The 24,122-nt window shown below is 63.4% G+C and carries 21 protein-coding genes and 3 pseudogenes; 9 read left to right on the top strand and 15 right to left on the bottom strand.

Features of this window, described 5'->3' with window-relative positions:
• Nucleotides 1-9: 9 nt before the first annotated feature.
• Nucleotides 10-936 (bottom strand): NADP-dependent oxidoreductase, encoded by a 927-nt coding sequence (locus tag JET14_RS08580; protein ID WP_200337645.1) that lies wholly within the window; start codon nt 934-936, stop codon nt 10-12.
• Between the two features lie 211 nt (nt 937-1,147).
• Here JET14_RS08580 and JET14_RS08585 point away from each other — a divergent pair, with 211 nt between their 5' ends.
• Entirely contained in the window at nt 1,148-2,317 is a 1,170-nt protein-coding gene (locus tag JET14_RS08585) for a zinc-dependent alcohol dehydrogenase (RefSeq protein ID WP_200337646.1), read from the top strand.
• Entirely contained in the window at nt 2,314-3,111 is a 798-nt protein-coding gene (locus JET14_RS08590; protein WP_200337647.1) for an SDR family NAD(P)-dependent oxidoreductase, read from the top strand. The genes JET14_RS08585 and JET14_RS08590 overlap by 4 nt, the downstream gene beginning before the upstream one ends.
• Before the next feature lie 86 nt (nt 3,112-3,197).
• Here the strand turns inward: JET14_RS08590 and JET14_RS08595 are convergent, their stop codons facing one another.
• From JET14_RS08595 to JET14_RS08615, 5 genes are all read right to left on the bottom strand, one after another.
• Nucleotides 3,198-4,073, bottom strand: coding sequence for an SDR family NAD(P)-dependent oxidoreductase (locus JET14_RS08595; RefSeq protein ID WP_200337648.1), 876 nt, complete (start codon nt 4,071-4,073; stop codon nt 3,198-3,200).
• A gap of 81 nt (nt 4,074-4,154) precedes the next feature.
• Complete coding sequence (locus JET14_RS08600; RefSeq protein ID WP_200337649.1) at nt 4,155-4,265, bottom strand: DUF2474 domain-containing protein; 111 nt, start codon at nt 4,263-4,265, stop codon at nt 4,155-4,157.
• On the bottom strand, nt 4,265-5,266 hold the full coding sequence (gene cydB / locus JET14_RS08605) for a cytochrome d ubiquinol oxidase subunit II (protein ID WP_200337650.1): 1,002 nt from the start codon (nt 5,264-5,266) through the stop codon (nt 4,265-4,267). Before cydB ends, JET14_RS08600 begins: the two co-directional genes overlap by 1 nt.
• On the bottom strand, nt 5,263-6,675 hold the full coding sequence (locus tag JET14_RS08610; RefSeq protein WP_200337651.1) for a cytochrome ubiquinol oxidase subunit I: 1,413 nt from the start codon (nt 6,673-6,675) through the stop codon (nt 5,263-5,265). Before JET14_RS08610 ends, cydB begins: the two co-directional genes overlap by 4 nt.
• A gap of 130 nt (nt 6,676-6,805) precedes the next feature.
• Nucleotides 6,806-7,507 (bottom strand): hypothetical protein, encoded by a 702-nt coding sequence (locus tag JET14_RS08615; RefSeq protein WP_200337652.1) that lies wholly within the window; start codon nt 7,505-7,507, stop codon nt 6,806-6,808.
• Nucleotides 7,508-7,647: 140 nt separating this feature from the next.
• Here JET14_RS08615 and JET14_RS08620 point away from each other — a divergent pair, with 140 nt between their 5' ends.
• Nucleotides 7,648-8,664, top strand: coding sequence for an MDR/zinc-dependent alcohol dehydrogenase-like family protein (locus JET14_RS08620; protein WP_200337653.1), 1,017 nt, complete (start codon nt 7,648-7,650; stop codon nt 8,662-8,664).
• Nucleotides 8,665-8,680: 16 nt separating this feature from the next.
• Here JET14_RS08620 and JET14_RS08625 read toward each other — a convergent pair whose 3' ends face one another.
• A complete protein-coding gene (locus JET14_RS08625; protein ID WP_200337654.1) occupies nt 8,681-8,872 on the bottom strand; it encodes a hypothetical protein in 192 nt (63 codons plus the stop codon).
• A 150-nt stretch (nt 8,873-9,022) separates the two neighbouring features.
• Nucleotides 9,023-9,220, bottom strand: a pseudogene (locus tag JET14_RS08630) (YetF domain-containing protein); the annotation flags it as partial.
• Nucleotides 9,221-9,581: 361 nt separating this feature from the next.
• Between JET14_RS08630 and JET14_RS08635 the strand changes: the two are divergent.
• Nucleotides 9,582-10,616, top strand: coding sequence for a UDP-glucuronic acid decarboxylase family protein (locus tag JET14_RS08635; RefSeq protein ID WP_200337655.1), 1,035 nt, complete (start codon nt 9,582-9,584; stop codon nt 10,614-10,616).
• Between the two features lie 68 nt (nt 10,617-10,684).
• Here the strand turns inward: JET14_RS08635 and JET14_RS08640 are convergent, their stop codons facing one another.
• Together JET14_RS08640 and JET14_RS08645 are read right to left on the bottom strand one after the other, a co-directional pair.
• Nucleotides 10,685-10,984, bottom strand: a complete 300-nt coding sequence (locus tag JET14_RS08640) for a hypothetical protein (RefSeq protein ID WP_200337656.1) — start codon at nt 10,982-10,984, stop codon at nt 10,685-10,687.
• 70 nt (nt 10,985-11,054) lie between these two features.
• On the bottom strand, nt 11,055-11,582 hold the full coding sequence (locus JET14_RS08645) for a superoxide dismutase family protein (RefSeq protein WP_200337657.1): 528 nt from the start codon (nt 11,580-11,582) through the stop codon (nt 11,055-11,057).
• A 155-nt stretch (nt 11,583-11,737) separates the two neighbouring features.
• Here JET14_RS08645 and JET14_RS08650 point away from each other — a divergent pair, with 155 nt between their 5' ends.
• From JET14_RS08650 to JET14_RS08660, 3 genes are all read left to right on the top strand, one after another.
• Nucleotides 11,738-12,172: a CBS domain-containing protein gene (locus JET14_RS08650; protein ID WP_200337658.1), complete on the top strand. Its 435-nt coding sequence runs from the start codon at nt 11,738-11,740 to the stop codon at nt 12,170-12,172.
• Between the two features lie 268 nt (nt 12,173-12,440).
• Nucleotides 12,441-13,781, top strand: a complete 1,341-nt coding sequence (locus JET14_RS08655; protein ID WP_200337659.1) for an efflux RND transporter periplasmic adaptor subunit — start codon at nt 12,441-12,443, stop codon at nt 13,779-13,781.
• Nucleotides 13,778-16,912: an efflux RND transporter permease subunit gene (locus JET14_RS08660; RefSeq protein WP_200337660.1), complete on the top strand. Its 3,135-nt coding sequence runs from the start codon at nt 13,778-13,780 to the stop codon at nt 16,910-16,912. The genes JET14_RS08655 and JET14_RS08660 overlap by 4 nt, the downstream gene beginning before the upstream one ends.
• A gap of 176 nt (nt 16,913-17,088) precedes the next feature.
• Here the strand turns inward: JET14_RS08660 and JET14_RS08665 are convergent, their stop codons facing one another.
• The 4 genes and pseudogenes from JET14_RS08665 to JET14_RS08680 all read right to left on the bottom strand — a co-directional run.
• Nucleotides 17,089-19,635 (bottom strand): membrane-bound PQQ-dependent dehydrogenase, glucose/quinate/shikimate family, encoded by a 2,547-nt coding sequence (locus JET14_RS08665; protein WP_200337661.1) that lies wholly within the window; start codon nt 19,633-19,635, stop codon nt 17,089-17,091.
• A 322-nt stretch (nt 19,636-19,957) separates the two neighbouring features.
• Nucleotides 19,958-20,407, bottom strand: a complete 450-nt coding sequence (locus tag JET14_RS08670) for a DUF892 family protein (RefSeq protein WP_200337662.1) — start codon at nt 20,405-20,407, stop codon at nt 19,958-19,960.
• Between the two features lie 109 nt (nt 20,408-20,516).
• Nucleotides 20,517-21,104 carry a cysteine hydrolase family protein gene (locus tag JET14_RS08675; RefSeq protein ID WP_200337663.1) on the bottom strand — a complete coding sequence of 196 codons (588 nt, stop codon included), beginning with the start codon at nt 21,102-21,104 and terminating at the stop codon, nt 20,517-20,519.
• 225 nt (nt 21,105-21,329) lie between these two features.
• Nucleotides 21,330-21,992: pseudogene (locus JET14_RS08680) on the bottom strand (protein adenylyltransferase SelO family protein); the annotation flags it as partial.
• 165 nt (nt 21,993-22,157) lie between these two features.
• On the opposite strand from JET14_RS08680, the gene JET14_RS08685 reads away from it, so the two are divergent.
• Nucleotides 22,158-22,943, top strand: a complete 786-nt coding sequence (locus JET14_RS08685) for an NAD(P)H-dependent flavin oxidoreductase (protein WP_246750575.1) — start codon at nt 22,158-22,160, stop codon at nt 22,941-22,943.
• A gap of 177 nt (nt 22,944-23,120) precedes the next feature.
• On the opposite strand, the gene JET14_RS08690 is transcribed toward JET14_RS08685, so the two are convergent.
• Nucleotides 23,121-23,462, bottom strand: coding sequence for a pyocin activator PrtN family protein (locus tag JET14_RS08690; protein WP_432443073.1), 342 nt, complete (start codon nt 23,460-23,462; stop codon nt 23,121-23,123).
• On the opposite strand from JET14_RS08690, the pseudogene JET14_RS08695 reads away from it, so the two are divergent.
• Nucleotides 23,344-24,117 (top strand): annotated as a pseudogene (locus JET14_RS08695) (chromosome partitioning protein ParB); the annotation flags it as partial. The gene JET14_RS08690 and the pseudogene JET14_RS08695 overlap by 119 nt on opposite strands.
• Nucleotides 24,118-24,122 lie beyond the last annotated feature (5 nt).

A 24,122-nucleotide genomic window follows, 5' to 3' on the forward strand; every position in this document is an offset into this window, starting at 1 on the left:
CGATATTTCTCAGGTCACGCTCAGTACCACCTTGCCCTGCGTATGCTGGTTTTCCAGAACCGCCTGGGCCTTCGCCGCTTCGGAAAGCTGAAACGTGTTCTGCACGGAAATCCGCAGCTTGCGCCGCTCGATGAGTTCGGCGATCTCGGCGAGCTGGCCGCCGTTGGGCTTGGCCATGTAGCCGGCGGTGCGGACCTTGAATTTCGAGGCGGTTTCCCGGTCGGGCTCGCCGAGCGTGGAGACCAGGATGCCGCCTTCCTTCAGCACCTCAAACGAACGCATGCGCGTTTCGCCGCCGATCAGGTCGAACACGAGATCGACCGGATCGAGGACGTCCTCGAAGATTTCCGATTTGTAGTCGATGACCTGATCGGCGCCGAGCTTGCGCGCGAATTCCATGTCTTCGGGCGAGACCGTCGTCGCCACCCAGGCGCCCTTCGCCTTTGCGATCTGAACGGCAAGATGACCGACGCCACCGCCGCCGCCATGGACGAGGACGCGCTGGCCCTGCTGAAGCCCGCCGTGATCGATGAGACCCTGCCAAGCGGTGAGGCCTGCAAGCGGAACGGCCGCGGCTTCCTCGGCGCTCAGCGATTGCGGCACGGCGGCGAGATGCTCTGCTGGCACCGCCACATACTCGGCATAGCCGCCGCGGCTCATCTCGAGAAAGGCGAACACGCGGTCGCCGACGGCAATGTGTCCGACCCCTTCGCCAAGCGCCTCGACGTCTCCGCAGATATCGCGGCCAAGGATCATCGGCAGCCTGTCCTCGCCAACGGCGCCGTAATCGCCGGAACGGATCTTCCAGTCTACCGGATTGACGCTCGCGGCAAGCACCTTGATCAAAACCTCGCCAGCGGCCGGCTCCGGCCGCTCGACCTGCTCGAGCTTCAGAACCTCGGGCGTCCCGAAATCGTGGATGCGGATCGCTTTCATTTCTGCCGTCTCCTTTGTTGGTGCGGCGGTCACACCGCCGTCATTCTGTGCCCAAACGATTGAAACGGCGGATTGTTCGCACCGTCGTCCAAACGACAAGAAGAATCCGGAACCAAACGGGATGACTTCAGTTAGGCGCTCAACCAGGGATCGACCGGGAAGGCCGCGCGGCGAGCGCGCGGCAACCGGGGCCCCAACAGGAGGACGCCCAATGAAAGCTCTGCGTTGGCAAGGAAAACACGATATCCGCTGCGAAGCCGTGCCCGATCCCGAGATCGAGGATGGCCGTGATGCAATCATCAAGGTCACGGCCTGTGCCATCTGCGGCTCGGACCTCCATATCTACGAGGGCACGATCCCGGAAATGCACCATGGCGACGTCATCGGCCACGAGGCAATGGGCGAGGTCGCGGAAGTCGGCCGCGACAACAGCAATCTCAAGGTCGGCGACCGGGTGGTCGTTCCCTTCACGATCGCCTGCGGCGAATGCTTCTTCTGCAAGCGCGGATATTTCTCCGGCTGCGAACGCTCGAACCCCGACAGGGACAAGGTCAGTAAGCTCTGGGGCAATTCCCCCGGCGGCCTCTTCGGCTATTCGCACCTGCTCGGCGGCTATAGCGGCGGCCAGGCGGAATTTCTGCGCGTCCCCTTTGCCGATGTCGGCCCTGCTAAGGTGCCGGAGGGGCTGACGGATGAACAGGTTCTGTTTCTCTCCGATATCTTCCCGACGGGCTACATGGCGGCCGAGAACTGCGATATTCAGCGCGGCGACACCATCGCCATTTGGGGCTGCGGGCCGGTCGGCCAGATGGCCATCCGCTCGGCTTTCCTTCTCGGCGCCGAACGCGTTATCGCCGTCGACACCGTGCCCGAGCGGCTGGAGCTCGCCCGAAAAGGCGGCGCGGAGACGATCGATTTCCGTGAGGACGACGTCTACGACCGTATCATGGAACTAACCCGCGGCCGCGGCGCCGACGCCTGTATCGACGCTGTTGGGACGGAGGCCGATGCCTCGGCCAGTTGGGATTCCCGGCTGGACCGGATCAAGGTCGCGACCTTCATGGGCACCGACCGTCCGCACGTCCTGCGACAGGCGATCCATTGCTGCCGCAATTTCGGAACGGTCTCGATTGTCGGCGTCTATGGCGGCTTTCTGGACAAGGTGCCGATGGGCTCCGCCATCAATCGCGGCCTGACCTTCAAGATGGCGCAGACCCCGGTGCAGCGCTACCTGCCGAAGCTGATGGACCTCATCGAACGCGGCGAAATCGATCCGTCCTTCGTCATCACCCACACGGCGTCGCTGGAGGACGGTCCCGAACTCTACAAGACGTTCCGCAACAAGGAGGATGGCTGCATCAAGGCCATCATGAAACCATGAGCAATGATCAGAAGAATGAGCTTGCCGTCATTACCGGCGCATCGTCGGGCATCGGTTTCGAGCTGGCGAAATGCGCGGCCGAAGACGGCTACGACCTGGCGATCGCGGCGAACGAGCCAGATATCCAGGCCGCCGCCGACAAGCTGACGGCAATGGGCGTCAAGGTCTATGCGGCGGAGGTCGATCTGGCGACGCGCGAGGGTGTCGCCCGTTTCGCCCATGCCATCGAGCAGACCGGCAAACCGGTCAGGTTGCTGATGGCCAATGCCGGACGCGGTCTCGGCCACGGCTTCCTCGATCAGGCGCTGGAGGACGCGCAACAGGTCGTCGATACCAATATCAGCGGCACGATCACGCTGGTGCATGAGCTCGGCCGGCAAATGCGCGAACGCGGTGACGGCCGGATCCTGTTCACCGGCTCGATCGCCGGGCTGATGCCCGGAAGCTTCCAGGCGGTCTATAACGGCACCAAGGCTTTCGTGAATTCCTTCTCATTCGCCCTGCGCGAGGAGCTGAAGGACACGGGCGTGACTGTCACCTGCCTGATGCCGGGCGCCACCGATACCGCGTTCTTCGAACGCGCCGGCCTTACCGATACTGCGATCGGGCAGGGCGACAAGGACGATCCGGAAAAGGTCGCCAGGGCCGGTTACGGCGCGATGATGGCAGGGGAGGGCGATGTCGTCGCGGGCTGGAAAAACAAGGCCATGGCCGCCGCTTCCGGCATGGTATCGAGCGAAAGGCTGGCGGCCCAGCACCGCAAGATGGCCGAACCGGGCTCCGGCAAAAGCTGAGCGCAAGGGGTAGCGGCGCGGTGGCTCCTGGCTCCCCCTGAATGAAGCAAGGAAACCTCCGGCCCGGGAGGCCGGAGGCGACGACCTCAGATTTTGCTGACGGCGTCCTTGCCCTTCATGCCGTCGCGGCTGTGCCCGAGATCGAGATCCGTCTCGGGCTCGGCTTTCAGCTCGTCCGGAACCATCTGGCCCGGGCCGCCCTTGGCGATCGTCGTGCCGCCGTCGACATACCATAGCGCGCCGGTAACGTTCGACGCCTCGTCCGAAGCGATGAAGGCGTAGACATTGGCAATTTCCTCCGGCGTGCCCCGGCGTCCGAGCACGGTGCCCGCGAGCGTCATCTTCTCCATCTGATCGTTCATCGGGCCGGTCTCGGTATGGGTCCAGGCCGTGTCCACCGGCCCGGGGCAGACGCAATTCGCCCGCACGCCATATTTGCCCTGCTCAAACGCGACGCCGCGCATGAAGGCGTGCACGAAACCCTTGGTTCCCCCGTAGGGCGTGTTGTTCGCTTCGCCGACTTCTCCGGCTTCCGAACCGGCGGATATCACGACGCCGTGCGTCTCCTGCAGATGCGGAAGCGCGTATTTGGTCATCAGGAATACCGAGCGGACGTTGTCGGTTATGGTGCGGTCGAAATTCTCGACGGAGTAGTCCTGGCACTCAGCGGCCTCAAGAAACACCCCCGCATTGTTGATCAGGATGTCGAGACGGTCATACCGCTTGATGGCTTCCGCAACACAGGTTTCAGCAACGCCATGGTCGCCGAGATTGCCGGGGGAGGTTTCCGCCTCGCCGCCCTTGTCGCGGATGGCGGCAGCGACGTCATCAATCGGATCGCCGGGCAGGCCGGCAAGCAGCAGCCTTGCGCCCTCCCTGGCGAATTTGTGCGCGATGGCTTCCCCGATCCCTGTACCGGCTCCGGTGATGAGGGCGATCTTTCCGTCCAGTCGTCCAGTCATGATCTTGTCCTTTCCTGGCATGTGGTTCGCCCGCCCAACTGAACGGACTGGACGATGTTCCGAGAAATGATGGGACCACGATCAGGACAGGACCAATCGGATGACGTAACCGAGCGCAAACATTGCCGCCACGCCGATCACCCAGTAGCAGACGAACCAGCCCAGGCGCTTCAGCCACTTCCGACCGGGCATCAGTGATAGCCCTCGGAAAGGTCGACCTTGCCTCTGAAAACCCAGTAGGCATAGGCGGTATAGGCGAGGATGATCGGGATCAGGACCAGAGCGCCCACGAGCAGGAAACGCAGGGAACTCTCCGGAGCGGCGGCCTCCTCAATGGTGAGCGCGCCGGGTACCATATAGGGGTAAAAGGAGATGCCGAGGCCGGCATAACTCAGGACGAACAGGCCCAGCGCCGCGAGAAACGGCTGGAGATGCTTTTTGCGATCCAACCCGATCCAGAGCCAAAACGCGCAGGCAATCACGGCGAGCGGCACCAGCGCCGAAAAGAAGGCCGTCGGCCAGCCGAACCAGCGCTCGAAATAGACCCGGTTGATGAACGGGGTCCAGAGCGAGACGATGGCGATCGCGGCGATCATGGCAATGGTCGTAGGCGCGGCAAGCCGGCGTGCCCGCGCCTGTACCGGGCCTTCGGTCTTGAGGTTGAGCCAGGTCGCGCCCAGAAGCGCGTAACCGATGACGAGCGCAATGCCGGTGACGAGCGAGAACGGCGTCAGCCAGTCCCACCAGCCGCCGGCATACTGGCCATCCTCAATGCGGATGCCCTGAACCAGCGCGCCAAGCGCGATCCCCTGCATGAAGGCCGCCACCAGCGAGCCGGCAAAGAAGCCGGTGTCCCAGCCGCGCCGGATCTCGCTCCGCCAGCGGAACTCGAGCGCGACGCCGCGGAAGATCAGCGACAGCAGCATCAGGATGACCGGCATGTAAAGCGCCGGCAGGACCGTGGCGTAGACGACCGGAAAGGCCGCCATCAACCCGCCGCCGCCCAGCACCAGCCAGGTCTCGTTGCCATCCCAGACGGGCGCAACCGTTGTGGTCAGGAGGTCGCGCTCGTCGCGCTTGCGGAAGAAAGGCATCAGGATGCCGGTTCCGAGGTCGAAACCATCCATCACCACATAGGCAAGCACGGCAAAGGCGATGATCGCGGCCCAGATGGTGGCAAGATCGAAGCTCATTGGTCGTTCTCCCCGGTCGCTTCGCCCGGACCCGGCGTGATGCCGGAGGATCGCAGCGGTCCTTCCTTGAGGTCATGGTCGTCGCCGGTCTCGGGCGGCCGCCGCATCAGTTTCAGGAGATAGAAGACGCCTGCGCCAAACACCGCGAAATAGACAAGGATGAAGGCGATCAGCGAAGCGCCAACGGCCGGCGCGCTCACCGGCGACAGGCTGTCCGATGTCCTGAGCAGGCCGTAGACGGTGTAGGGCTGGCGGCCGATCTCGGTCGTGTACCAGCCGGCCAGAACGGCAATAAAACCCGAGGGGCTCGCCGCGATCACGACCTTCTGCAGCAAGCGGTTTTCATAGAATGTGCCGCGATAGCGAGCGTATAGCGACCACAGGCCGATCGCCAGCATCAGGAAGCCGATCCCGACCATGATGCGGAAGGTGAAGAACACCGGCAGCGCCGGCGGGCGCTCGTCGCGCGGCCATTCCTTCAGGCCCCTGATCGTCTTGTCCCAGCTGTGACGCAGGATGACGGAGCCGAGCCGCGGAATCTCGATCGCCGCATGGGTCTCCTCCGCACTGTCATCGGGTATGCCGAACAGGATCAACGGCATGCCATCCTCATGGGTCTCGTAATCGCCCTCGATCGCGGCGATCTTCTGCGGCTGGTGTTCCAGTGTGTTGAGGCCGTGCTGGTCGCCGGCAAATATCTGGATCGGCGTGACAATCGCCGCCATCCACATCGCCATCGAGAACATGATCCGCGCCTGCCGGTTGTTGGCGTTCTTCAGCAGATGAAACGCCCCGACCCCGCCGATGACGAAGGACGTGGTCAGCAATGCGGCGAGCACGGTGTGGGTGACGCGATAGGGAAAGGACGGATTGAAGATGATCGCCCACCAGTCTTCCGGCAGGAAGTGGCCGGCGGCATCGCGGCTGAACCCCGCCGGCGTGTGCAGCCAGCTGTTGGCGGAGGTAATCCAGGTGGCCGAGATCAGCGTGCCGAGCGCCACCATGCAGACGGCCACCATGTGCAGCCCGTCGCCGACGCGCTTCCGCCCGAATAGCATGATGCCGAGGAAGCCGGCCTCGAGGAAGAACGCCGTCAGCACCTCATAGCCCATCAACGGGCCGATGATGGCGCCGGCCTTTTCAGACAGCACCGACCAGTTGGTGCCGAACTGGTAGCTCATGACGATGCCGGAGACGACGCCCATGGCAAACGCCACGGCGAAGATGGTTTTCCAGTAGTCGAAGAGCCTCAGATAGGCGGGGTCGCGCTTCCACAGCCAGAGCGCGTTCAGGGTCGCCAGATAGCAGGCCGTGCCGATCGAGAAGGCGGGAAAGACGAAATGAAACGAGACGGTAAAGCCGAACTGAATTCGCGCCAGCATTTCCGCCGTCAAGCCGAGAAAGGTCATCGGCTGAAATCCTTTGAAACAGTGTGTGCGCTCGAACCGGTGAACCGCAAAGGCCGCAGAATGTTCCCGACGCCGCAGTCCGATATCCAGAATGGAACCGGACACGGCGGCATGGGCAATCAGACGATGTTCAGCCGTCCGCCGCCGGCCCGCGCTGCGGAAGCGGCGGACAGTGGTCCTTGCCGCCCCTGATATTGCAGCGGGGCAGCTTGCCCGCAGTATTGTCCACCATGAAGTCCTCGATCTGGCGGCGGCGGCGGCCCGAACGGATCTGGGTCGCGGCATAGCGCCGCGGTCGCAGCAGGGTCTCGTCTTCCACAAGATCGAAGGTGCGCTCGGCCGCAATCAGGCTCTCGCGCGCGGTGTAAGAGGCGACGGCGATCACCGTAAGCGACTGGATCGCTCCGAAATCAGCGCTGCCGATCTCCTGAAGTTCGCCCCTGCGGAACCGTTCGAGGATCGAGCGGTAGGAGCCGATATCGCTCAGTTCTCCGCTTGCAAGCGGTCCCTGATACCATTTCTGCTGACTGCTTCCATTCTGGTTGCCGGCGCCGACGTCGGAAAGCGCAAAGGTCTGGTCCCCCTTCTCCCCGATGACATGCAGCAACACTGATTCCAGATAGATCGGTTCGGCGCTCATATTCGTGATGATGCAATGCGTGTCCGTTGTGTCGCCGCCGGCACGGTTGATGAGTATTTTGGGCCGCGAGCGATGCCGGTAGGTGGTGAGCAGAAGCTGGAAGTACAGAACCCACACGACCAGGGTTGCGCCGCCGAGCAGGCTGTCGACTGCCGCGCCATGTTGATCGAGCCATGTCCACATGGTCTTCACGCCCTTTGCTGATCCAATTGATCGGAGCCCCAGAACCTCCTTCGCGGCGCATTGTTCCGACCTGGAGCATCGGGCGCGGCTTCTTCCGGAACCTTTGGCGTCTTTTCCAGTTCGAGGGCTCAACCAGGAAAGGAGTTGAGATGACGTTATTCCCGAACGATCAGAGCGACATCATGGAACGCATTTCGGCCCGCAGCACCATGCGGACTGCCGTGGTGACCGGACCGGGACGCATGCATATCGAGGAGAGGCCGCTGCCGACGCCGCAGGCCGGCGAAGTGCGCGTCCGGCTGCAGGGGTGCGGCGTCTGCGCTTCCAATCTGGTGCCATGGTCGGGTCCGGAGTGGATGGAGTTTCCGCTGCCGCCGGGCGATCTCGGCCATGAAGGCTGGGGGCTTGTCGACAGCATCGGCGCGGATGTCGATCCCGGTCTGCTCGGCCAGCGGGTGGCAACGCTTTCCCATGCGAGCTTTGCCGAATACGACATCGCCCAGGTGGATGAAATCGTCCCCTTGCCGAAGGAACTGGATGGCCGTCCCGTGCCGGGCGAGCCGCTCGGCTGCGCCATGAACATCTTTCATCGCAGCGGTATCCGGCCTGGCGACCGGGTGGCGATCATAGGCATCGGCTTCCTCGGGGCCCTGCTCACGCAGCTTGCCGCCAATGCCGGAGCGGAGGTGATTGCGATTTCCCGGCGGCAATCCTCGCTCGAACTGGCGGAGCAGTTCGGGGCGGAAACGACGATCGCCATGGACGACCACTGGCAGATCATAGAAACCGTCAGCCAACTGACCGAAGGCCGGTTCTGTGATGTGGTCATTGAAACCGCAGGAAAGCAGTGGCCGCTCGATCTTGCCGCAGAACTCTGCGCCGAGCGTGGTCGCCTGATTATCGCCGGCTACCACCAGGACGGCCCGAGACAGGTCAACATGCAGCTCTGGAATTGGCGCGGCCTCGACGTCATCAACGCCCATGAACGCGCGCCGGAAGCCTATCGCAAGGGCACGACGGAAGCCATCGAGGCCGTTGTCGCGGGACGGCTGAATCCCTGGCCGCTCCTGACCCACAGCTATCCGCTGGATCGTCTCGGCGAGGCGCTGGACGACGCGGCGGCCAGACCCGACGGCTTTGTCAAGGGCTTCGTGAGATTCGACTGACGGACGATGGCGTCGTCTACCGCTCATCCTTCTTCGGCTTCTCCGCCTTGTTCGGTGGGAGACGGTGCACGGTCGCGTCCTCCGATCCGGTGATCACGGTCGGCTTGGCGCTGGCCACGCCGTCGCTTTCGCCGCCGGACTGCTTCTTTGCGAATTGCGGTTTGGCATCCTTTTCGATGCGCTTCTTGGACTTCGAATGATCGGGCATGCTCACTCCTCGGTGTGTTTTGCTGGTTCTTCTGTCGATCCGTTGCCGACGGCCCCACCGTTTCCGCGCGGCGGGCTGTTCCGGAACCGGTGAGGTGGAGAAAGGTTCCGGAGTCGCCGTAAACCGCGCCTTTTGCGAGGGTCGAGCCGTCTATCGCGGAATGATGCTGACACCGCCGTCCGCTTCCAGAACCGCCGACTTGATCTGGTCGAGACGTTCCAGCCCGTGAAGCTGGCGCGCTGTCGCCAGGACGTCCTCCAGGCTCACCCGGGACCGTTTCAACGCCCTCAGGTCGGGTCTGCCGTCGGATATCAGCACGGTCGGCGTGCCATCCAGGAACAATGCAAGCCTTTTCCCATGCATTTTCTCTGAGTGGTCGAAAGACGGATAGAGCGTGTGCGGCCAATTGCGCCTGCGCTGCCAAGAAAACGATCGTATCGGTTCGAATGTTCCTCGCTCGCAGGCCGATCATCCGTCCCGTCTGTGGCCCTTAAACGGACCGCCTTCATCAATGGGAACAAAAGCTTCAACGCCCGGTTAGGAGCATCTTCGCCGAGGACGACCAAGGCTGGGCACTCCGGAGGTAAATCTCCGCATGGCATGCTCAGCCGGTTGCTGTCGGACAAGCATCTGCAATGACATGGCGGGCCGCTGCCGTGGCGGTGCCTTGCCGCCGCGCGCGCAGCCCATAATTGAGGACTTCAAAACGATGCCGAAAATGACAGAGCGACCAAAACACATCATTGTTGCCGGCGGCGCCGGTTTTCTTGGCTCGCATCTTTGCGAACGCCTTCTAGCGGAGGGGCATTATGTCATCTGCGTTGACAGCTATGTTTCGGGCGACAAGGCAAATCTGAAGCATTTGTCGCGCAAGATGCGGTTCCGCTCCATCGCCCACGACATCTGCTCGGATCTGGAAATCGACGGGCAGATCGACCAGATCTACAACCTCGCCTGCCAGGCCTCGCCACCGCGCTACCAGCAGGATCCGACCCATACGTTGATGACGAGCGTGATCGGGACGGACAAGCTTCTGAAGCTCGCCAGCAAACATTCGGCGCGTTTTCTTCAGGCTTCGACCAGCGAAGTGTATGGCGACCCGCAGCAGCACCCGCAAAAGGAAGATTACTGGGGCAATGTGAACTGCACCGGTCCGCGCGCCTGTTATGATGAGGGAAAGCGCGCCGCGGAGACACTCTGCTTCGACCGGCTGCGTCGCGGCGAGGCGGATGCGCGGATCGCCCGCATCTTCAATACCTATGGCCCGCGCATGCGGCCCGACGACGGGCGGATAATTTCCAATTTCATCCTCCAGGCTCTTCGTGACGAACCGCTGACGATCTATGGCGACGGCAGTCAGACCCGCTCCTTCTGCTTTGTCGACGATCTCGTTGAAGGTCTTGTACGGTTGATGAACCGCCCCGAGAATCCTGGCCTTCCCGTGAATCTTGGCAATCCCGGCGAATATACGGTGCGTGAGGTCGCCGAGAAAGTGGCTGAGCTGACGGCCACGGAGCTTGTCCTTGAAGACAGGCCGCTGCCGGTGGATGACCCGCAACGCCGCCGCCCGGATATCGGCCGCGCCTTGTCCCTGCTCGGCTGGAGACCCGTCACGGAGCTTTCGGACGGCCTGAAACAGACGATCGACTGGTTCCGTGGAAGCGCGCCCGTGCTCCCAGTGCATGCAAGCGGTGCAGGCCGGTCTCCCGCGCCCGCCCTGTCGGCAAATGCCGAGCGGCGCTGACAACGCGAAAAGAGGCGGATCGTTCTGGAAAACGATCCGCCTCTCGGCTGAGTGACAGCACAATTCTGCTATTTCCGGTCCTTGACCCGATGCGGCTTTCCATCCCTGGCGGTTTGCGCACCCACCTTGTCCGCCTGCTTCTCGACGCCGTAGGGCGATGGGCTGGCGGCGTCAAGATCGGCGGAATCGCCAACCCGCTCTGAAAGCGGTTGGTCGGCATCGTCTGCGGTCGGCGTCGTCTCGCCTTCCTTCCAGACCTCTTTCGGTTTCTTCAGGTCGCTGGCCTCAGCAGAGGCTTTCGGCCTTTCGTGCTGTGTCTGCGGCGCGGGAAGCGGTCCCCTCGCTGGGCTTGCTTTCGGATCTACCACTTCTGTTCTCCTGTCGGTTTGTGTTCGCCGGTACATGTGGCCGGACTCATGTTGGTCCGGCCGCTTTCGGTCACTCCACCGGCTCAAGCACGGCGCAGGCGAGGCGATCGCCCGCATCGCCCGAAGGCTGCGTGCTGTAGTCGTCGGAACCGGCGTGAATGATCACCGCCGATCCGTCGCCATCGAGGATGCGCTGATTGCCTGTCCGCCCGAGCGTGAAGCCGCGAACGAAAACATCGGCCTTGGCGATGCCGCCGGATCCCACATGCAGGTTCGGCATGTCGCCCGGATGGGGACCATTCTGGCTCTTGATGCCGTGCTCGAGCCCGCGCGCGAGATGACCTCCCGCGCTCTTGAAGCCGTTTTCGCCATCGCACTGACCGACTTCATGCACGTGAAAGCCGTGCTCTCCTTCCGGCAGACCTTCTGCGTTGATTTCAACCAGGACGACGCCGGAGGCGGTCTCCAGCATGGTCACCGTTCCGCTGATGTTGTCTCCGGCAAGGCTGCCCTGAACGCGGTCTCCATCCGCGGCCATTGCGAGGTTGGAAGCCAGCGCCGCCACTGCGACGGTCAGCGTAAAGATCTTCGTTCTCATGAAACAATCTCCTCTTGTTGCGGGCCTTGGCCCGGTCCGCGCCTAACAGCGAGGGAGGGAAATTGTTCGCAGATCCGTCGCCGGAATTCCGCTGGAACATTCCGCGCGGCCTGCAGTTGGGCGGGCTCCAAGGAGAAAACGCCAAGGAGAAAACGATGCGAATTTCAGAAATCATGACACGCGACGTCGCCCTTGCGAAACCCAACGACATCATTGTCGAAATCGCCAGGCGGATGACGAATGAAGATATCGGCTTCCTCCCGGTGGGCGAAAACGACCGGCTGGTCGGCATGGTGACGGACCGCGACATCGTCACGCGCGGCGTTGCCACGGGCCTCGACGGGCGCAGCAAGGTGAGCGAGGTGATGAGCACCGACGTCAAATATTGCCGCGACACGGATGAGGTGGATGACGTTCTCGCCAATATGGGCGATATCCAGGTGCGCCGCCTGGTCGTGCTGGACGACAACAAGCGCATGTGCGGTATCGTCTCGCTCGCGGATGCCGCCCGCGGCAGTCTCAGCCACACCGGACGCAGCCTGAAGGGCGTCGTGCGCGACGGCGGCAGCCATAACCAATCCGCCGCCTGACGAAGTTTTCAGACGCCATCGCCGAGCAACCGGCGATCCGAACGGTCAGCTCTGTCGCCCCACTCCAGCCGCCCATATCTTGGTTCGCGATCAACGCAGTGGTGGGTGCGGGCGGCAGACGCTGAGGGAATTGAGACCGAGGTACGGGCGGCGCTTTCAACAGTTCTCGGGCAATCGGAACAATCTGCCGTCCCGCCGGTTCAACTTATGAACCCCGCCGCATCATCGCGGCGCACGCAAAGGTTATCCTCCACGAGCGAGCGACATCATGCCCGAAGACGGCAAAGGCCGCGAAAACCGAACACAGCTTATTGGCTGGGCGATTGCCATTGTGGTTCTGCTGGCAGGCGGCGCTGTCGCCGCCTTCGGTTTCTTCTGGTCCTCGGACGAGACCCAGGCGGAAGCGCCGGCCGCGCCGCTGGTCAGGGTCGCCAGCCCCGTCGAACTGGACCAGCCGCTGACGATCTCGCAAACGGCGCTGGTCCGTTCGGGCGCGGAGGTGGTTCTGGCGCCGGAGGTTGGCGGACGCATCGAACGGATCGGCGAAAATTTCGCCGCGGGCGGCCGACTGGCCGAGGACGATCTCGTCATCGAGCTCGATGACGCCCGTTTCCGATCCGATCTGCAGGCTGCACAGGCCGCTGTTGAAGAGGCCGAGGCAAGCCTCGATGAAGCCCGCGCCGATCTCGATCGCCAGAACCAGCTTGCCGAGCGCGGCGCAACGCCGGAAGCCACGACCGAGGATGCCGCCGCACGGGTCAAGCGCGCCCGCGCCAGCCTGTCTTCGGCGCGCGCTCAGCGCCAAAGCGCGGAGATCGCGCTCGACGATACGCGCCTGGAAGCGCCGTTTCCCGCCGTGGTGCTGAGCGCCGATGCGGCGCGGGGCCAACTGGTCAGCGCCGGCACAAGCGTCGGCACGGCTGCGCTCGCGGGATATGCGGAGGCGGCTGTCGGGCTTTCCGAACGCGATTTCGCGCTTCTGGGCGGGGAGGCCGCGCTTCTGGGCAAGCCCGTCGGCATCCGCCCCGTGCGGGGTGAGGGCGAAGTCAAAGACGTTCGGATCGGCACGGTCACGGCCGTCATTCCGCGCATCGAATCATCCGCCAGAACCACCGAGGTTATCGTCAGCATCCGCAATCCCTTCGTCGCCGACGAAGGCGCGCCGGCGCTCAGGATCGGAGAGGTCGTTCGCGTCCATTTCGCCCTTCCCGATGAAGAAAGCCCTTTCGCAGCCCCGTCAGGTGTCGTGCAGGCCGGCCAGCAGGTGTGGGGCGTCGACAGCGACAACAGGCTGGTTCGGCTGGAGGCGGAAGTGCGCCGGCGGATCGAGGGCGCGGTTCTTCTGAGCGGCGATCTTGATGGACGACGTTTGTTGTTGACGCCGGTGGACACGCCTGTCGACGGGCTAAAGGTCAGGGTCGATGGCGATAAGCCGGTCACCGTCGGCGATCTCTCCGACCCGGTCGCGAACCGTATCGCTTCGGCTCCCTCAGGCCTTGTCAATGTGCCGGATGACATTGCCTCCGGCTCGGCGTCCTCCGCCGCAGGCGCAACCGCAACCGGCGGCAATACCTCCGGCGCAAATACGGCAGGTGGCGCGGCGCAATGAACTGGCTGATCAGGCGCGTTTTCGAGACGGGCGTTTTTGCAAATCTTCTTCTGGTCGGGCTGGTGGCGGCGGGGCTTCTGTCGCTTGCCACGCTTACGGTCAAGAACTTCCCCGACCTTTCGACCGGCACCATCAGCATCACCGTCACCTATCCGGGCGCGACGGCGCAGGATGTCTCCGATTCCGTCGTCGAGCCGATCGAATCGGCGATCCGCAGCATCGAGGGCATCCGCAAGATCACCGCCACGGCGAGCGAAGGACAGGCGAGAATAATCGCGGACCTGACGCGCGGGGCGGACCCCGAGACGGTGAAGGACGATATCCAGACCGAGGTCCGAAGTCTCACCTCGCTACCCCAGTCCGCCGAAGAACCGGTGATTGTCGAGGTCGAGCCGGAGGAACTCGCGATACAGTTCGTCCTTTCCGGCGATCTGCCTGCGGACACGCTGAAGGCGATCGCCGTCTCCGCCCGCGAGGATCTCCAGGCCATCGACGGTATATCGCAGGTGAGGATTAGCGGCGCGCCCGAGGACCGCATATCGGTCGAGGTGCCGCAGGCGCAGCTTCTCGCCTATGGCACGACGCTCGGCGCGCTTGCCGAGCGCATCGGCAATGCGACCGCCGACTATTCCGCCGGAACGCTTGACGGGCCGGAGGACCGCGTTTCGGTGCGCACCGCCGGCGAACGCGATACCGGGGCGGCGATCGGGGAGATCGTGATGTTTTCCTCGCCGGCCGGCGCGCAGGTGCGGCTTGAGGATTTCGCTGAAATCTCCGACGGGCTTGCCGAAGACCCCGTGCTGGCCGAGATCGACGGCAAGCCCGCCGTCTTCGTCAATGTTTTCCGCGCCGGAAGTGAACCGCTGCTCAACATCGTCAGCCTGACGCAGGACTACCTCGAAAACGAGCTCGAACCGCGCCTGCCGGAAACCGTGACGCTCACCGAGTGGCGCAATCAGGCAACATCGCTTCAGGGCCGGATCGACCTTCTGGTCAAGAACGGCATCATCGGCGCGGCGCTGATCCTGGTCATCCTGACGCTGGCGCTCGACATCCGCATAGCGGCCTGGGTCTCGGTGGGCATCGCCGTGTCCTTCATCGGCACTTTCGCGCTGATGGCCTTGTTCGGCGTCAGCATCAGCCAGCTTTCACTGTTCGCCTTCATCCTCTCGCTCGGCATCGTGGTCGACGACGCCATTGTGGTCGGGGAAGCCATCTACACCGAGCGCCAGTCCGGCAAATCCGGCCCGCAGGCGGCCATCGACGGAACGCTTCGAATGGCGCGGCCGGTTTTCTTTTCGGTGGCGACAACCGTCCTCGCCTTCGTGCCGCTGCTGTTCATTCCGGGCCTTTCCGGCTCCTTCCTCGCGCCGGTGGCCGCCGTGGTCATCATGGTGCTCGGTCTGTCTCTGGTCGAGAGCTTCTTCGTGCTTCCCACGCATCTCTCCCATCTGCGCTCCGGCGAGCCGCGCCGGTTTTCGCCAAGACGTCTGGCCGATCCGCTGCGCCGGCAGGTCGGCGGGCGGATCGACAGTTTTGCCGATACCCGTTTTCGCCGGGTCGCCGAAACGGTCGACCGTCATCCGGGACCGACGCTGGTGCTCTGCCTCGGCCTGCTGCTTGCCTCGCTGGCGCCGCTGACGCTCGGTTTCGTCCGTTTCGTGTTCTTTCCCGACATCGAAGGCAATTTCGTCTCCGCCGAACTGCAGATGAGCGATGGCTCATCGGTGGCGTCCACGCGCGCGGAAGCCGAAACGCTGGCAGCGGCGATGGACCGGGCGGCTGGCCAACTGGCCGAGCAGACCGGCAGCGATGCCGGCGATATCCGCCAGGCAAGCGCCATCCTGATCGGCATTCCCGCCGTTTCCGGCGGTCCGCCGGGCGGGACGGAAAGTACAGCCGCCAGCACGGCGCGCATCGAGGTCAAGATTGCCGATGCCGAGAGCCGCGACTTTTCCGCCGGCGAACTGGTCGACCTCTGGCGCGCCGAGGCGGGCGAGATTGCCGGCGCGCGCTCGCTGAGCTTTTCCACCAGTGAGGTCGGCATCGGCGCCGATATCGTCCTCAATATTGCGGCCGGCACCCCGGAGGCGCGCGCAGCCGCGGTCGACCGGATCAGGAGCGCGCTCGTTGAAAAAGCCGGCGTCACCGCCGTCAGGGACAGCCGGGGCTCGTCCTCCGAAGAAGTCGTCGCCACGCTTTCAGATCAGGGCCGGGCGCTTGGCGTTGAACTGAGCTCGGTGGCGCGGGGGCTTCGCAACGCGCTGTTCGGCGCCGTGGCGACGGAGTTTCAGCGCAACCGCGAAGAGGTGGAGGTGCGCGTGCGCCTGCCGGCATCGGACCGCGGTACCATCGCCGATCTTCAGGACCTGCGGCTGCCGGCCGAGGGCGGGCTGGTTCCGATCGGCACGGTCGCTGACCTCGCCTTCCAGCCGGCGCCATCGACGATCACAAGGATCGACGGCAGTCGCGTGACCACGGTCACCGCCGATGTCACGGGCGGCTCGACCACCGGCAGCGAGGTGACGGATCAATTGATGACGGAAACCGTGCCGCAACTGCGGCAGGATTATCCGGATCTCGAAATCACGCTGGGCGGCGAGCAGGAAGAGCAGAGCCGCTTCGCGCCGGCGCTGCTGCGCAATGCTGTCCTCGCGCTTTTAGGGATTTACGCCCTTCTGACGCTGGCTTTCGGTTCCTATACGCGCCCGCTGATCCTGCTGACGGTTCTGCCCTTCGGGCTCGTCGGCACCATACTCGGGCATTGGGCGCTGGGCCTCGAATTGACGCTCCTGTCCATGTTCGGCCTCATCGGGCTGATGGGCATTCTGCTGAACAACGCCCTGCTTCTGGTCATCCGCACCTTTGAATGTGCCGAAAGCGGCAGTCCCAGGCCGGTGGTCGACGCCATGGTGGAGCGCCTGAGGCCGATCATCCTGACAACCGTGACGACGTTCCTTGGCGTCACGCCGCTCATTCTGGAAACCAGCTTGCAGGCCCAGTTCCTGATCCCGACAGCGGTCGCGCTCGGCTTCGGCATTCTGGTCGGCTCGTTCTTCACCCTCGCCGTCGTCCCCGCCGTCAGCGTGTTCTATCTGAGGCTTTCCGGTCGTGGAAAGGCAAACGGGTGATGCTCGGTCGCTGGCCGACGCGCCGGAAGACTTGAGCGTTTCGGCCAGAACAGCCATCGTAACGGCACTTTGCGATGAGCAGGACCTCGACGCCGCCCAAGAGAAGCCCGCCTCCCTTGAGGAGAGGCGGGCCCGTATCGGCCATTCAAGGCACGTTTATTGCGCGAAAGCTTCCGTCAGCTCTCGGGCAGACCGTAGGCGATGATCGTGTCGCTGATCGGCGTCTCCATGAAGTGATGGCCGCCGGGATAGATGATCACGAACTGCCGCCCCGCGACTTCAACAACGAGCGGATTGGCCTGACCGCCGCCCGGCAGTCGGTCGCTCCAGAGCGTTTCGCCGGTTTCAGAGTCGATCGCGCGGATCAGATTGTCCGTGGTCGCGGCGATGAAGATCAGCCCGCTGGCGGTGACGGCCGGACCGCCATTGTTCGGCGTGCCGATCGTGATCGGCAGCATGGAGGGAATGCCGAAAGGTCCGTTCCTGGCCGCTGAACCAAAGGGTCGATCCCAGACCGTATCGCCTGTGGCCAGATCGATGGCGCGAATTCCGCCATAGGGCGGCTCCTTGCAGAGCAAACCGGTAAATTTGACGCGCCAGCCTGCATTGACGTCGATCGCATAGGGCGCGCCGATCTGCGGGCCCGCCTCGCCGAGCGGGGATTCTCCTTTCGTCGGCGGTTCATAGATGGCCCGCAACCCGGCTTCGTCTGCCTCTTCGCGCGGCACCAGCCTGTTGTGGTTCGGCATGTTATTGTAATTGGCGATCAGCAGACCGCGCTCCGGATCGACAGCGACCGAACCCCAGTCATTGCCGCCATTGTAACCCGGATACTGTATCCAGTATTGTTCCGTCGTCGGCGGGGTATAGATGCCATCATAATGCGACCGCTTGAATTGGATGCGGCACCAGAGCTGGTCAATCGGCGACATGCCCCACATGTCTTTCTCTTCCAGCCGCGGAAAGGCCAGCGTGTGATAGGCGGAGAAAGGCTGTGTCGGGGAAATATAGTCAGGCTCAACGCCGCCGCCAGGGACCGGACGTTCCTCCACGGGAAACAGCGATTCCCCGGTCTCGCGGTTGAGGATGTAGATATCCCCCTGCTTGGAGGCGAGAACCAGTGCCGGGACGGAGCCCTCGTCGGTCGGAAAATCGACCAGTGTCGGCTGGCTGCCGAGGTCGTAGTCCCAGACGTCCCGATGGACCGTCTGGAAGTGCCAGACAGGTCGGCCCGTCGTCACGTCGATCGCGACCAGAGACGTCGAATATTCGTTCTCCGCTTCACTGCGATTGGAACCGTAATAATCGACCGCGGAATTGCCGAGGGGGAGGTACACATAGCCAAGCTCCTCGTCGCCGGCGGCAATGGTCCACATATTGGGCGTGCCGCGCGTATAAACCTCGTCGGGCCCGGCCTGGCTCGTATCGCCCGGGCGGCCCATGTCCCAGGCCCATTCGAATTCGCCGGTAACGGCATCGAAACCGCGAATGACGCCGGACGGCGAATCCTCCGCATTGCCGTCCGTCACCTGGGCACCGACAACGACCACACCGCGCACGATGGTTGGCGGTGACGACATCGCATACCACCCCGGAACGGTCTCGCCGAGGCCGCGTTCGAGATAGACCATGCCATTGTCGCCGAAGTCGTTGCAACGCTGACCGGTTTCGGCATCGATGGCGATCAGGCGGGCATCGAGCGTTCCCCAGATGATGCGCGTCGCGCAAGGATCGTAGAGACCGGCATCAGGCACTTCGAAATAGCTGACGCCACGGCAGGTCGCGCCATAGGGGATTGCATCTGCAGGCACGCCTGGATCGAAGCGCCATTCCTCCTTGCCCGACCGCGCATCGATCGAGATGACATTGCCCATGGGGGTGCAGGCGAACAGCTTGTCGCCGATCTTCAACGGCGTGTTTTCCGGCGAGTATTTCCCCTCGGCTTCCGGTCCGGGAAGATCTCCGGTGTGAAATTCCCAGATGCGTTCCAGCTCGCCGACATTTTCGGGTGTGATCTGGGTGAGCGGCGAATATTTGTCGCCATGGATGCTGCCGCCCCAGGCCGGCCAGTCTTCTCCCGCCTCGCGCATCGCCAGTGCCGGACGGGTTTCGCCGGCTTCCGATGCGTCGGCGTCGCTCTGCGTCATCGCTCGCTCGCCCGGCTCGTTCTCCGGCTCCAGCACGACGCCGCCCGGCAGGTCGGCGGGCGCTTCAGCCGCGGATTGCGTTTCTTCGTTGTCATCGGCCTGGGCGAAGGCGGATGGCTCTTCGGACCATTGCGCCGTCAGCGCGCCGATGCCGATTGCCGCAAGCACCGCTGTCGCAGCGGTCGCGCTCCGACCGCCGCGCCACAGCGCCGGATCGCGGCGGCGCAGCTCAGGCACCGCAAGCGCGACAAGCGCGAGAATAACGGTGGGCGCCACAAGGCGCGGCACCAGAGGCCAGCCCTGCAGCCCCACTTCCCACAGGGCCCAGACAAGCGTGAAAATGTAGGTCGCGCCATAGACGAGCGCGCCGGAGATCTTGCCTTTTGTCATCAGTACGCCTGAAGCCACAAGGCCCAATCCGGCAATGAGATAGTACCAGGAGCCGCCAAGCGCAATCAGCCAGACGCCGCCGGTGCCGATCACGGCGCCAAGCAGGACCAGCAGCGCTCCAAGCAGAATGGCATACCAGTGGGCTATGGGATGGCGGGATTGTCGATGTTCTGTTTGATGTGACATGAACCTGTCCCTTCAAATTTTCGCTATGGGTGCTGCGGTTTTCGGACGCCGTCGAATGCCAAGGCAGAAAAGTCGGGGCGCCAACAGGTTTTCGACGCCCGCCTTGCGCGGGACGTCCGTTGTTTGGTCCGATGCCTTGCCGATCGGCCGAAGCCGGGTTCGCAGTTTCTCGCGTGATGCAGCAGCGCGTTCCGCTCGGGTATAAGTCCGTGCCGATAACGAAAAACCGGAGACCGGCACCTCTGCGCCGGCTCCGGCTTTCGCCAGCGTCAACTACTGCGTCGCCGACTGCTGCTCTTCATTCCGGGCGGCGACCGAAAGATCATATTGATTCGGCGGTGGTCTCCATCCACTCCCGATGACGCAACTCGTCTTGATGCGCCTTCGTAAAGAAGGCCTTCGATTGCGGGATCGCATCGTCATGCCGCGAGGCGCGCTCGTAAGCTGTGACGGTGTCGTCCTCGTTTGTCTTCATCGCCTTTATGATCGCGGAATCGCCCATCAGGTCCGCGAGGGCAATCTTGCCCGTGGTCAACATCCCCTTCATGTCGCCTTCGCTCGGCGCTTCAATGCCGAGTTCGCGCGCCATGTCGTTCAGGATCTCGACGTGTTGCAGATGATCCTCTCTGAATTCGGCGATCTTCGCGCTGAGCGACTTGTCATTCAGCCGCTCAATGCAGGAATCGTATGCAGCGATGGCATCGTGTTCGAGAGACAACAAATCCTCGACGAGTTGCTCGATGCCTCCTTCGTTGCCGACCATGGTGACCATGAGTCTCTCTCCTTTGTTGTTGTAGGAAGCCCACAACAAGAGCGGCGGTGAAATGTTCCGCCCGGATGCTCGAAAGCTCAACAGCCGATTTTCCCACGCTTCGCCTGTCTCATGGGGACACGAGCGATAGAAACTGCTCCGTCTTCACCAGCTCAAGCTGGACTGAGAAGCGCTCACCCAGCAGGTTGATTGCGGCGTCGTGGGTTTCGTCGGCACCGCTACAGACGGCATCGCTCAGCACGATCAGGTGAAAGCCGAGATCAATGGCACCGAGCACGGTCGCGAGCACACAGACATCGGTTTCGCCACCGGTGACAACGACGGAGTCAACGTCTTCCTTTTGCAGCCGGGAATAAAGCCTGCCGTCGACCCAAGGGGAATAGGTCATCTTGTCGAAGATGCGAGCGGGCGGAACAAGTGCGCGCAGCACGGGCATCAGTTCGACCATTTCTTGCGGCAGATGCTCGCCAGCCATCATCCACCATTTCTGGTAATAGACCTTCCAGCCTCCTGCCAAATCTTCCTTACGCTGCGGAGGAATGAAGCGCGTGAAAATTGTCCGGGCGACGTGATTTTCGGACACTTCAAGAAGCTGGGGCAGCACTTTTGCCATCCAGGGCAAATGCCACGGCGTGTTTTCAGCGAACATGCGTTGGGCATCGACACAAATATGCCGCCAGTTTCCGATTTCTCTCACAACCTCGTCCTCCAAACTCCGGCGAAAATTGAAATGCCATGGTCAACCGGGAGCCTTTTGTTTCAACTCCGTCAGTACGCCTGCGTTCCCGTCAGAAATCGCTCGTCAGATGCGCAGCGATCTCAGCGCGACCTTCCGGCGCCGGTGGATCCGGCCGATCTCACTGCCCATCGCTGTATCGCCTGCGCCGACGCGCATGGCAGGCTGTCGCCCCGATCATTCGAGCACGATGACCGCGCTGTGACGGACAAGCCAGGCAGGGGTCTGGAGAAGAGCGCGGTAGGGATTGGCAGCGTCCGCGGCTTCGGGATAATGCCTGTCGATCACATGGTCGGCGAGTTGGCGAACCGCGGCGGCATCGCCCCGTGCCGCGAAGAACTGGAACGTGCCGACGCGTATATGGCTGGAGGCGACACGCGTAGGGACCGCGCCCGGCAGCGCCGTTTCCCGGTAGACTGGCTCTCCCGTGGCGACCGCGGCCAGCGCCCGCGTGGTTGGGATGCCGAGCGCGGCCCGTCCGTCGCCGTTGCGCGAGAAAAGGGTGGAGCTGGCCCCCTTCAGTTGAATGTCGTGACGCCGGCCCTGTCGGTCGACAACCTCGCCAAGAAGGATGGCGCGCCCGTCGCCGAGTTGCGGCACGAAGTTTCCGAATTGATGTCCGGCATAGGCGGCCGCGATCGGCTCTGCGCCTGTCGGGAGCCGGTTGCCGGCGAAGATTTCAACCCCTTCAGCATTGACCAACTGATCCGCGTCAAGCCCGAGTTCCTCGGCGAGCCGACGGTTCAGCTTCAGAAGAGGCGGCGCGGCGACGGGCGTCGGCACTGTCGGCCGATGGAAGGCGGCGCCGAGACGCGCGTAGCTGTTGTCGAAGTCGAACTGTACCGTCATCTTTCCGCTCTGGTACCCTCGTGCCGCTCGGCCGCCAGCCCTCGACCATTCTGCACTTAGGTGGCGCTGTCGATGTCGGATTTCCAGAGCAATGCCTGACAGACCATCAACGGATAAACCCCGATACAGGCGAAGAGACCAACCCCATGCGGACGATCACGACCGTTGGCTGGCGTCTCGACCCCGGCGCTGGCGGCGGTGGTCTCAAACGCTGGCGGGCTTGGCTCGATCGGCATTGGCGCGAGCGATGTCGCTGGTGCCCGCGCGATGATCGACGAAACCTTCGCCCAAACGGACCGGCCCTTCAACGTCAACGTCTTCGCGCATGGCCCGGCCGTGCAGGACCCGGAGCGGGAGGCGGCATGGCTGGCGGCACTCGAGCCCGTCTTCGCCGAATTCGGCGCCGCGCCGCCGTGCGATCTGCGCGTCATCTACAAGAGCTTTTCCGATGACCCGGAGATGCTGTCTCTTCTGGTCGAGAAAAAGCCGGCGGTCGTCAGCTTTCATTTCGGCCTGCCGCCGGCTGAAACGATCGCTGCGCTGAAGAAAGCCGGCATTCGACTTTTCGCGACGGCGACGAGCCTTGCCGAGGCCGAAGCCGTCAAGGTCGCCGCGCAACTCGGCACTGCCTTTATTGCCTGTCCCGAGTCGGCCGCCGATGATGACTATCGCGCGGCGCTGAAGGGGCAGGGCGCATTCCACACGCGGCTGACAACCGCGATTTCCGGCCGGCCGGCGCGCGCTTGCCAACCGGTTCACGGAACTGGCGGAAACAACGCTTCGCGGAACCACGCCGCCCGACTATCCCATTGCCTACGACGCCGGAAAGGCCCTTCACGCCGCCGCCAAAGCCGGCGGCGAGGCTGGTTACGGTGCGCAATGGGCGGGGCAAGGTGCGCCGCTCGCGCGTGCCATGCCCGCAGCAGAGCTTATGGCAACGCTCGCGCGTGAAATGACGTTCGATGAAGTGTTGTGTATCGAACGGCGGAGCTAGCGCGCATGGTGATGCCTCGCCTTCGATTTTCCTTCTGGCTCCTCTCTCATCCAGCAGCGTCGTGAGAAACCGAGCCATCTCTCTACGTCGTTGAATCGCGCAAATCGCCGAGCCATAACCTCTTAGCCATCATTTTAACCCCTGTAGCTGTTCACATTCCTTGACCGCCGCCGCCCGTCTCTTGTCCAGATAGTCGGCGAGGTCATCGATGTGGACGCCTTTGGCGCATTTCTGCGATGCTTCCATGCGGACAAGGGGAAGGCGATGGCCCCGGCCGATACTTTCCGCACGAACTTATCGGCGCTCAAGCCGAAAAAGTCCCTAGCTACATCTTCCGCAGGAATGATCGGTCGGCATGAGCCGGAGGACGAGGACGCGGAGGAAGACGGCAAGCCGCTGTCGGACTCGCTTATCCGAGACCTGACCGCGCATCGCACCCTTGCGCTGCGTCTCGCCCTTGGCGAGCAGCCGGACATGGCCTTGATCGCCGTCACCCATGCGCTCGCCGCACAGACCTTCTATCGCGGCGGCGGGGACGCTCATTGCCTCGACATCCGCCCGACGAGCAGCTACCTCGCCAGCCACGCGGAGGGGATCGAGGGCACGGCGGCGGCGAAGGCGTTGGAGGATCGCCATGCCGGATGGGCGGCGGACATGCCGTGCGACGTGGCGGACCTGTGGGGCTTCATCGCCGATCTGGACCATGCTAGCGTCATGGCGCTGTTCGCCCATTGCGCCTCGCTGACCGTCAATGCCGTCAAACAGCCGTGGGAGGCCCACAAGCGCCATGCTCTTGCCACTGCCGACAGGCTGGCGACGACGGTTGCGCTCGATATGGCGGCGCACTGGACGCCCACGGTGCGCGCCTATCTCGGGCGGGTCACCAAGGCGCAAATCCTCGCCGCCGTGCGCGATGCCCTTGGCGACGAGGCGGCGGAGCGGATCGCGGACAGGAAGAAGCCGGAAATGGCGGAAGCTGCCGAGCGGCTTCTGGCCGGAACGGGCTGGCTACCGCCCGTGCTGCGCACCGAACGGCCCGCATGGCCGATCGATGACCAGCAGGAAGTCTCCGCTGCCGAGGACAGGCCGGAGGTCGATAGCGTCAAAGTCTTACACGTCGCGGCAGAATGAAAGGC

Source organism: Martelella lutilitoris, from assembly GCF_016598595.1.
Classification (GTDB): Bacteria; Pseudomonadota; Alphaproteobacteria; order Rhizobiales; family Rhizobiaceae; genus Martelella; species Martelella lutilitoris_A.